The sequence below is a fragment of the Rhodococcus sp. EPR-134 genome (genome assembly GCF_001647205.1).
Lineage (GTDB): Bacteria > Actinomycetota > Actinomycetes > Mycobacteriales > Mycobacteriaceae > Rhodococcus_F > Rhodococcus_F qingshengii.
This window is the reverse complement of sequence record NZ_LVCT01000169.1, coordinates 1-9571: the sequence shown is the minus strand read 5'-3', so window position 1 is coordinate 9571 and position 9571 is coordinate 1. Positions and strand designations below refer to the sequence as shown.

General features: G+C 63.3%; 10 protein-coding genes. 6 read left to right on the top strand and 4 right to left on the bottom strand.

What is annotated here, in order from left to right; translation table 11 throughout:
• From A2J01_RS07675 to A2J01_RS36320, 4 genes are all read left to right on the top strand, one after another.
• On the top strand, nucleotides 1-1084 hold a 1084-nt coding region (locus A2J01_RS07675; protein WP_156519205.1), incomplete at its 5' end, for an ABC transporter ATP-binding protein.
• On the top strand, nucleotides 1081-1899 hold the full coding sequence (locus A2J01_RS07670) for an ABC transporter ATP-binding protein (protein WP_042449495.1): 819 nt from the start codon (nucleotides 1081-1083) through the stop codon (nucleotides 1897-1899). The genes A2J01_RS07675 and A2J01_RS07670, both read left to right, overlap by 4 nt.
• Nucleotides 1900-1959: 60 nt before the next feature.
• Nucleotides 1960-2697: a FadR/GntR family transcriptional regulator gene (locus A2J01_RS07665; RefSeq protein WP_064112439.1), complete on the top strand. Its 738-nt coding sequence runs from the start codon at nucleotides 1960-1962 to the stop codon at nucleotides 2695-2697.
• A gap of 67 nt (nucleotides 2698-2764) precedes the next feature.
• A complete protein-coding gene (locus tag A2J01_RS36320; protein ID WP_003945810.1) occupies nucleotides 2765-2920 on the top strand; it encodes a hypothetical protein in 156 nt (51 codons plus the stop codon).
• 55 nt (nucleotides 2921-2975) lie between these two features.
• Here the strand turns inward: A2J01_RS36320 and A2J01_RS07660 are convergent, their stop codons facing one another.
• Nucleotides 2976-4091: an NAD(P)H-dependent flavin oxidoreductase gene (locus A2J01_RS07660; RefSeq protein WP_003945863.1), complete on the bottom strand. Its 1116-nt coding sequence runs from the start codon at nucleotides 4089-4091 to the stop codon at nucleotides 2976-2978.
• Nucleotides 4091-5764, bottom strand: a complete 1674-nt coding sequence (locus A2J01_RS07655) for an acyl-CoA synthetase (RefSeq protein ID WP_039973409.1) — start codon at nucleotides 5762-5764, stop codon at nucleotides 4091-4093. The genes A2J01_RS07660 and A2J01_RS07655 overlap by 1 nt, the downstream gene beginning before the upstream one ends.
• A gap of 79 nt (nucleotides 5765-5843) precedes the next feature.
• On the opposite strand from A2J01_RS07655, the gene A2J01_RS07650 reads away from it, so the two are divergent.
• Entirely contained in the window at nucleotides 5844-6668 is an 825-nt protein-coding gene (locus A2J01_RS07650; RefSeq protein WP_007734275.1) for a crotonase/enoyl-CoA hydratase family protein, read from the top strand.
• Nucleotides 6669-6806: 138 nt separating this feature from the next.
• Here A2J01_RS07650 and A2J01_RS07645 read toward each other — a convergent pair whose 3' ends face one another.
• Nucleotides 6807-7781 carry a hypothetical protein gene (locus A2J01_RS07645; RefSeq protein ID WP_064112438.1) on the bottom strand — a complete coding sequence of 325 codons (975 nt, stop codon included), beginning with the start codon at nucleotides 7779-7781 and terminating at the stop codon, nucleotides 6807-6809.
• A 173-nt stretch (nucleotides 7782-7954) separates the two neighbouring features.
• Nucleotides 7955-8992 (bottom strand): LLM class F420-dependent oxidoreductase, encoded by a 1038-nt coding sequence (locus A2J01_RS07640; protein WP_047269595.1) that lies wholly within the window; start codon nucleotides 8990-8992, stop codon nucleotides 7955-7957.
• Nucleotides 8993-9065: 73 nt separating this feature from the next.
• Between A2J01_RS07640 and A2J01_RS07635 the strand changes: the two genes are divergently transcribed.
• Nucleotides 9066-9571, top strand: a 506-nt coding sequence (locus tag A2J01_RS07635; protein ID WP_197494175.1) for a Zn-ribbon domain-containing OB-fold protein, incomplete at its 3' end; no start/stop codon positions are given.

Below are 9571 nucleotides of genomic sequence, written 5' to 3'. Positions count from 1 at the left end.
CGTGAAAGATGTCCTGAAACCGGCCGCCGAGCCGACTCCTCTCGAAACTCACCTGAAGATCCTGGCGGAAACCGAGCGATCTCGGTCCGATCGTCTTGTGTACGAGGGCGATGCCGCACCACTCCTCGAGGTCCGCAATCTCACGATCCGGTTCCCGGAACGCTACGGAGACACCGCGATCGTCGACAACGTGAGCTTCACCGTCCGTCCGAACGAGACGATGGCGCTCGTCGGCGAGTCCGGTTGCGGAAAGTCGCTCACCTCGCTGGCGATCATGGGTCTGCTACCCAAGGCGGCAGTGGTGACCGGCGAGATCCTGTTCGACGGAGTCAACGTCCTCGAGCTGAACAACCGGGAGCGAAACAAGCTGCGCGGGCACGACATGGCCATGATCTACCAGGACGCGCTGAGTTCACTGAATCCGGCGATGCTGATCCGCGCGCAGTTCAAGCAGCTCACCAAGCGCGGCGGTACCCGCACAGCCGAGGAACTGCTCGAACTCGTCGGACTCGATCCGGTGCGCACTCTCGCCAGCTACCCACACGAGCTTTCCGGTGGTCAGCGCCAGCGCGTTCTGATCGCCATGTCGCTCACCCGCAGTCCGCGGTTGATCGTCGCGGACGAGCCCACCACCGCTCTCGACGTCACCGTCCAGGCCCAGGTCGTGGACTTGCTCAACGACCTTCGGGAAAAGCTGGGGTTTGCCATGGTTTTCGTGAGCCACGATCTTGCACTCGTTGCTTCACTCGCTCACAAGATCACGGTGATGTACGCCGGCCAGGTCGTCGAGTCGGCGCCCACGAGTGATCTGCTCGTCGATCCCCGCCACGAATACACCCAGGGCCTTCTCGGGGCCGTTCTCTCGATCGAGGACGAAGCGCCGCGGCTGCATCAGATTCAGGGAACTGTTCCCTCGCCCGGAAACTTCGCGCCGGGTGACCGTTTCGCCGAGCGTTCCACTCGCCCGGACTCCGACCCCCTCCGAAAGCCGGAGATGGTCCGGGTCGACGGGACCGAGCATTGGTTCGCCAGCCAGTCCGCGACTCCCGTACGTACAGAATCGGAATTGGAGAGCGTGCGATGACTACAGCTGAAGCACCCATCCTGGAACTGAAGAACATTCACGTCGTCCACAAGACCCGTTCGGGATCACTGTTCAAACCCGGCACGGTTCACGCGGTCAACGATGTCAGTATCGACGTACGACGAGGGACGACGATCGGCATCGTGGGCGAGTCGGGTTGTGGCAAGTCCACTCTGGCGAAAGTCATGGTCGGACTGCAGAAACCGACGTCGGGCGACGTGGTCTTTCGCGGCCGAAGCGCTCTGACCCGGTCGGCCGGCGTGCGCAAGGAGTTCGGCCGGGCGATCTCGATCGTCTTCCAGGATCCGGCTACCGCGCTCAATCCCCGAATGACGGTGGCCGACATCCTCACCGATCCACTCGACGTCCACGGCATCGGCAACCGCGCGAGCCGAACCGCCCGAGTTCGCGAGCTGGTCGGTTTGGTCGGACTCCCCCAATCTGCGCTCGAAGTCATCCCGAGCCAGATCTCCGGCGGTCAGCGGCAACGTGTCGCGATCGCGCGTGCACTCGCGCTCGAACCTGACGTCATCGTGGCCGACGAGCCGACGTCGGCGCTCGACGTCTCGGTGCGAGCGCAGATCCTGAATCTGCTCAGCGACATCAAGGCTCGGTTGGGGCTCGGCATGGTGTTCATCTCGCACGACATACAGACGGTGCGGTACGTCTCCGACACCATCGTCGTCATGAACGCCGGGCGGATCGTCGAGCAGGGAACGGCCCAGGAAGTATTCGACAACCCGTCCGATGCGTACACGGCCAAACTGCTGGGTGCGGCGCCCAGCCTCCTGCAACGCACCGTTGACGTGGGTTGACCAATGGAGCGGATGACCGGACATAGGATGAAGGACGTTCGTATCAGAAAAGGGGAATCGATGTCTGTCCGGAGTGGCACACAGGGCGCTCGTTTCAGCGCGCAAAACCGCATGCGCGCACTTCAGACGGACATCATGAACTTGATCCTCGAACGCAGGCTCTCCCCCGGCGACCCGATGCCCACCGAGGCCGAACTGTCCGAGGAATTGGGTATCGGCCGAAACACGCTCCGGGAGGCGCTCAAGGTTCTGCAGGCCTTGGGTGTCGTCGAGATCCGTCACGGCTTCGGAATGTTCGTCGCCCCTAGCAACTTCGACGCTCTCGCCGACGGCCTGACCTTCCGTGGCCGGTTGTCCTTGCAGGGCACCGGGCACGAGGCGATGGAACTGGTCGACATTCGTCAGGCACTCGAGACCGGACTGATCGGTGCGGCGATGGCCGAGATGACGTCGGCCGACCACGCCGACCTCGACGAACTCGTCACCGGCATGGAGGTCCGTGCCGCAGCCGGGAAGAACTTCTCCGACATCGACGCGACCTTCCACTCCCGCCTGTACTCCCCGCTGGACAACCAGGTCCTCGCTCAATTGATGGACGTCTTCTGGCAGGTGTACAGCGAGATCCAGCAGGCCATCGGGCATTCGGATACGCCACTGATCGACATCGCGTCGAAGCACCGTGCGATTCTCGACGCGATCCGTACGGGTGATGCAGTCGAGGCGGCGCACACTCTCGATGTGCACTTCGGTGGCCTGCGCGAGCGGATCGGCAGTCTCCATGCGTCCGAAGCGCAGTAATTTCGAAACACGTGATTTTGCTCCGCTGGCTCACCATCGCGCCCGTTCTTCCGGCAAAATTACAGGTATGAAGAACCCGAACCTGACGCCTTCGCGCGTTCTCGCAGTTGTCCTCGCTGCCGCCCTGGTCATTTTCGTGATCGCACGCCGCCGCGACGACGGCGCCCTCAGTCGCGGAGAATGGTTGTCGGACACCGTCGGACCGGACGACCTCGCCGGCTGAAACGACGTGTGCCCTCGGCCGAAACTCGGCCGAGGGCACACGCACGTGTCATCTACTACTTCATCGAATCCAGTCGGGTTCGCGCGTCTTCGAACCCGGACACCAGCTCTGCCATGACCTCGGCGACCGGGCGGATCTCGTTCATCCGTCCCACGATCTGACCGACGGGCATTGCCACAACTTCCGGGTTCTCCGATGCAGCGATTCTCTGATGAGCGTCGCTGACCAGAAGGTTCTGCAGCGGCATCGGCAATGGCGCCGGTGCTCCCGGGTTCGACCAGGCTTCCGTCCACTTGGTCTTGAGCAACCGAGCGGGCTTACCCGAGTAGATGCGCGAACGAACGGTGTCGGCCGACGTCGCGCCCAACAGTGCACGCTGAATAGCGGACGGGCCCTCGCCCGATGCACTGCCGAGTTTGTATTCGGACGTGGTGAGCCAGTACGAGCCCATCCACACTCCGGACGCACCGAGTGCAAGTGCGGCAGCCACCTGACGGCCGCTGCCTATACCGCCGGCAGCCAGTACGGCAGCTGAATCACCCAGTGCATCAACGATTTCCGGAACGAGAACCATCGATGCGATTTCGCCGGTGTGACCGCCGGCCTCGTAGCCCTGCGCGATCACGATGTCGACACCGTTCTCGACGTGACGACGTGCATGCTCGACGGCGCCGGCCAGCGCTGCTACCGGTACGCCCTTCTCGTGCGCCTGATCGATGACGTCCTTCGGCGGTGATCCCAGTGCATTCGCAATCAACGCGATCCGGTGTCCCAGAGCAACATCGACGTGAGACCGCGCCACCGAGTGAAGCCATCCCAGTACACCGGTCGCATGCTCGACGTCGTCGGAAAGCGGCGGCACACCGAGCTCGTCGAGCGTGCGGTTGACGAAGGCGCGGTGCTCCTCCGGAATCAGCTTGTCGAGATCGACGGCGCCGCCCTCTGTCGGCACCTTGGCCGGCATGACGATGTCGACGCCGTACGGCTTACCGTCGGTGTTCTCGTCCATCCACGTCAGTGCGGCTTCGAGCTCTTCCGGGTCGTTGAACCGGACGCAACCGAGCACGCCCAGACCTCCCGCGCGGCTGATCGCGGCCGCGACGTGCTCGGAAGGAGTGAATCCGAAAATCGGGTATTCGATGCCGAACTTGTCGGCGAGATCCGAACGCATCAGGCTTCCACGCTTTCGTTTGCGGACGCCACAGGAGCGCCGTTTCCGTTGTGATCATCGGCCTCGCGCGATTCCGTTTCGGCCTTCGCCCAGCGGTAGTCGGGCTTGCCTGCCGGGTTGCGCTTGATCTGGTCCACGAACCACACGCTGCGCGGAACCTTGTATCCGGCAATCTCTTTGCGTGCTGCGGTGGCGATGTCGTGCAGCGTCGGCGACGTGCCTTCGCGTACCTGGACCACTGCGGCAACGCGCTGACCGAAGCGCTCGTCGGGGATACCGACCACCAGGACGTCGAAGATGTCCGGGTGCGCCTTCAAAGCGCCTTCGACCTCTTCTGGGTACACCTTCTCGCCGCCGCTGTTGATCGACACCGAACCGCGGCCGAGCATCGTGACCGTGCCGTCGGCTTCGACCTGCGCATAGTCGCCGGGGATCGAGTAGCGAACGCCGTTGATGGTGCGGAAGGTTTCGGCGGTCTTGACCTCGTCCTTGTAGTAGCCGAGCGGGATGTTGCCCTTGCGAGCGAGCATGCCGCGCTTGCCCGATCCGGGTTCGACCTCGTTGCCGTCGTCGTCGAGAACCGTTGTGGAGGCGTCGATCTTGACCGTCGGACCGCCAGTGTGCTTCTGACCCTTGCTCAGTACGGCCAGTCCGCCGAAGCCGGTCTCGGATGCTCCGATGGAGTCGGTCAGCAGGCGGTTGGGCAACAGTTCGAGGAACTGCTCCTGGATACTCGGCGAGAAGAGTGCAGCACTGCTGGCCATCACGTAGAGCGTCGAAAGATCGTACGGCTCACCGGTCTCCGGGTTTCCGGCGATGAGTGCGTCGAGCATCGGACGGCCCATCGCGTCACCCGTGATGAAGATCAGGTTGACCTTGTGCTTGTCGATGTTCTGCCACACCTCGTGGGCGTCGAATTCCGGGTGCATCAAACAGGTTCCACCGCCGAAGAGGCTGTGGAATACCGCCGACTGCGAACCGCCGTGAATCATCGGAGGGATCGGGTAGCGGATCATGCTCGGGTTGGCTGCGCCGACCTTCGCCATCTCGTACTCGTCCTCGACCGGAACTCCGGTGACGAAGTTGATGCCTCCGCCGAGAACACGCCACCAGTCCTCGTGACGCCACATGACGCCCTTGGGACTTCCGGTGGTGCCGCCGGTGTAGAGCATGAAGATGTCGTCGTTGCTGCGCTCTTCGAAATCACGCTCACCCGAACTCTGCGCGAGTGCGTCCTCGTAGCCGATGCCGAAAGCACTGAAGTCCAGATCGGTGCCGTCCTCGACCACGATGACGGACTTGACCTTGGGAGTGTTCGGCAGGACGTTCGCGACCTTGTCCGAGTAGCGGCGCTCGTGAATGAGCGCAACCATGTCGGAGTTGTCGAAGATGTACTGCAACTCGTTCTCGACGTACCGGTAATTGATGTTGACCATCACGGCCCGGATCTTGAAGACCGCGACCATGGCCTCGATCGCCTCGATGACGTTCCGGCAGTAGATGCCGACCTTGTCACCCGGCTGAACGCCATGTTCACGCAGGTAGTGACCGAGGCGGTTCGCTCGGTCCTCCAACTGTGCATAAGTCATCTCGCGGTTGTCCGAGACCAGCGCAACGCGGTCCGGAACGAGGTCGATTGCGTGCTCTACGAAGTCTGCGATGTTAAGGGCCACGAGTTCAAAGTAGAACGTGTTACCGTTTCTGGCAAGACCCAATTTGAGAGCCAGCTCACAGACCCGCCAGGAGCCATCAGTGTCCACTTCGACGACCGAAAAATCAGACATTTCGGAAACCGCGCCGCATTGCCTCGTGGAGAAGCGTGGCCACGTTCTCATCGTGACCATGAATCGCCCCGAGCGTAAGAACGCCATCACCGGCGAGATGATGGCGATCATGGTCGACGCCTGGGATCAGGTCGACAACGACCCCGAAATTCGTGTCGCCATCCTCACCGGTGCGGGCGGCGACTTCTGCGCCGGCGCCGACCTCAAGAACATGTCCGCCAAGCCGCCGGGAGATTCCTTCGCGGGCGGTGGCGTCGACATGTCCAAGATCGAAGGCCTCCTCAAGGGCCGTCGGTTGACCAAGCCACTGATCGCCGCCGTCGAGGGTGCAGCTATCGCCGGCGGAACCGAAATCCTGCAGGGCACCGACATCCGCGTCGCGGGTGAGAGCGCCAAGTTCGGCGTCTCCGAAGCCAAGTGGGGGCTCTTCCCGCTCGGCGGTTCCGCAGTGCGTCTGGTGCGACAGATTCCGTACACGATCGCGGCGGACATCCTGCTCACAGGTCGTCACATCAAGGCTCCGGAGGCCAAGGAGATCGGGCTCATCGGCCACGTGGTCCCGGACGGCCAGGCCCTCGACAAGGCGCTGGAGCTCGCGGACCTGATCAGTGCAAACGGCCCTCTCGCCGTGCAGGCGATTCTCAAGACCATCCGCGACACCGAGGGCATGCACGAGGAAGAGGCCTTCCAGATCGACGCACAGCTGGGTATGAAGGTGTTCATGAGCGCCGACGCCAAGGAGGGCCCGCGGGCTTTCGGTGAGAAGCGGGCGCCCCAGTTCAAGGGTGTCTGACCCACCCCTGTCTGAGCCACCCCCGTCTGACCGACCCCCCGCCTGAGCCCCCTTTCCCGTCCGCTCTCGGTCCCACCCACCCCCTTTTCGAGCGAACGTACCTTTCGGCGCCTTCAGTGTGCCGAAAGGCACTTTCGCTCAGCCGGTTTCGTCCAATTTCACCCATCTCGACCTCGCGAACACCTGCGGCCGGGGACGTGACTGCGCCAATCTGTAGTGCGCACGCAGGTCCTCGATCGCGCGATCAGGGTCCGTTCGCAGTGCACTGGGCACCGTCGGCAACACGATGATTCCCGCATTCTGCATACGCGTCCGACGCTCCACCGTGCGCTTGTAGTCCGTCGGCGCGGCATGCCATTCCAAGGAGTCGATGTCCCACGCGAAGGCAACCGAATCGATCCATCCGTCCGGAACTGCGATGAAGTCCTCGTTGGCATCCCGGATCTCATGGTTGAACAACATTTCCGGCAGCCCGCTCCGCTGCCACAATTTTCGCGCGTGAACCTCCGGAACCGAGTGGACGTTCGCGTTCACTTCGCGCAACACGACCCGAGGTAGCGCGGAACCCCGACTGCTACCCGCTTCGAGTTCCTTCGCAAGTTCGCGCACCGAGACATCGCCGCGCTGAACAGCCTCAGCGATGAGTGCCCGTGTGGGATCGAGCGCCTTGTACCGCCTCGCAGCGTCGAGTAACGCTCGCGGCAGCGGAGCACAGCGCAGACCGTTCCGAATCTCCGGCTCGGGCAGTCGAACAGTGCGCTCCACCGTGACGAACCCAACCGATTGAACTCGACGGTCGATGGGGATGAGCACCTGCACATCCCCCGAGTGCGTTCGATATCCGTACTCCGACATGGCTGATCGCCCGGTCAGCAGGGAATCGTCACCGCTCAACATGAGCGCAGCGATCGAGCGTTGACGTGGCGTCGGTTGACCGTTTCTGAGCAGAATGACCCCCGGCAATATGCGCTGCCACGGTCCACCTACCCGACACCGGGTGTGCACTGCGGAGTTGGACACGCCCAATCGCGCCAACTCCGCCGTTCGGATCACTCCGCTTCGACTGACGCGGTAAATCGCGTCCAGATCATCGCCCCACGTTCCTCGCCGCATGGTTGCAGCATGACTCGAGCATCAGCGCGGGCCCCGGCGGCGAACTGGGGTTTCGGTGCGCCTGTGGATAACTTTGGGCGAGCGAAAGGTACGTTCAGCGCCTCAGATGCGCTGAACGTGCCGTTCGCTCGAAAAAAAAGGGGGTACCGCTCGAAAATGGGGGGGTGCCCCGCTCAACCACCCACCGCGGCCGCGAGCTCTCGCACATGGTCGGCGTCGCGGCAGGTCACCAGCAGCATCGTGACTCCGGCTTCCTCCCAACGCTTCACGTCTGCGCGCACCTCGTCGACGTTGCCGATGATCATGGTCTCGGTGACCATCTCGTCGGGGACGACGGCAGCAGCTTCGTCCTTGCGGCCCGACATGAAGAGGCGACCGATCTCGTCGACCTCCTTCTCGTAGCCCATCCGCTTGTAGACCTGCGCGTGAAAGTTCAACTCCGGGGCGCCCATTCCGCCCACGTAGAGGGCGGTCATCGGCTTGAGAGCGGCGATGGCAGCGGCGCGATCGTCAGTCACGATGACCTGGCACGTGGCGGCCACCTCGAAGTCTTCGCGACTGCGACGGGCCCCGGCGCGCGCGAACCCTTCGTCGAGCCACTTGTTGTACATCGGGGCCAGGCGCGGGGTGTAGTAGATCGCCAGCCAGCCGTCGGCGATTTCACCGGCGAGCGCGACGTTCTTCGGCCCTTCGGCGCCGAGCCAGATCGGGATGTCCGCACGCAGCGGGTGCGTAATGGGCTTGAGCGGCTTGCCAAGTCCCGAACTGCCCGGTCCCGCATACGGCAGAGGGTAGTGGGGACCGGGACTGGTGACGGGCGCTTCACGGGCGAGGACCTGGCGCACGATCGAGACGTATTCGCGGGTGCGCGCGAGCGGCTTCTCGAACGGCTGGCCGTACCAACCTTCGACGACCTGCGGGCCGGATACGCCGAGCCCGAGGATCGTTCGCCCACCGTTGAGGTGATCGAGAGTGAGCGCGTGCATGGCACAGCTGGTCGGTGTTCGCGCCGAAATCTGTACGACGGAAGTACCGAGCCGAACCGTCTCGGTGCGCGATCCCCACCAGGCGAGCGGGGTGAATGCGTCCGAGCCCCACGACTCCGCCGCGAAGACCGCGTCGAATCCCGCGCCTTCCGCGGCCTCGATCAGTTCCGGGGCGTTTGCCGGCGGCTGCGCGCCCCAGTATCCGAGTTGCAACCCAAGCTTCATCGCAGGCCTCCACATTGCCGGTGATCAGAAGTGACTCTTGCCACAATCTCTAGAACCTGTTCTACTCGATCTTGTGACCATCGGAAAGAGCGGGGTGGCCGACAAGCCCCTGAGCGCACCATTGAATCTCCATTTCGACTACACCAGATCGACGGGACCGACCATCGGCGCGTTCGTGACTGCCCTGCGTGATCGCAAGGTGATCGGCGCACGTGGGTCGAACGGTCGTGTCTTCGTGCCGCCACCGGAATTCGATCCGGATACGGCCGAACCACTGACCGACTTCGTCGGAGTCTCCGACGGCGGAACGGTCGTGAGTTGGACGTGGATGCCCGAACCCATCGAGGGTCAACCCCTGACGAAGCCTTTCGCGTGGGCCCTGATCAAGCTCGACGGCGCGGACACGTCCATGCTCCACGCAGTCGACGTCGACTCCCCCGACGACATCAGCACCGGCCTGCGGGTTCGTGCTCGCTGGGCGTCGGAGCGGATCGGGCAGATCAAGGACATCGAGTGCTTCGAACCAGGTGAGAGCGAAAATGGAATCGCGACAGTCGATTCCAGCGCCGATCCTGTCAC

Coding starts and splice junctions, on each gene's coding strand:
- A2J01_RS07670 (WP_042449495.1), top strand. CDS start 1,081: ATGACTACAGCTGAAGCACCCATCCTGGAACTGAAGAACATTCACGTC.
- A2J01_RS07665 (WP_064112439.1), top strand. CDS start 1,960: ATGTCTGTCCGGAGTGGCACACAGGGCGCTCGTTTCAGCGCGCAAAAC.
- A2J01_RS36320 (WP_003945810.1), top strand. CDS start 2,765: ATGAAGAACCCGAACCTGACGCCTTCGCGCGTTCTCGCAGTTGTCCTC.
- A2J01_RS07660 (WP_003945863.1), bottom strand. CDS start 4,091: ATGCGTTCGGATCTCGCCGACAAGTTCGGCATCGAATACCCGATTTTC.
- A2J01_RS07645 (WP_064112438.1), bottom strand. CDS start 7,781: ATGCGGCGAGGAACGTGGGGCGATGATCTGGACGCGATTTACCGCGTC.
- A2J01_RS07640 (WP_047269595.1), bottom strand. CDS start 8,992: ATGAAGCTTGGGTTGCAACTCGGATACTGGGGCGCGCAGCCGCCGGCA.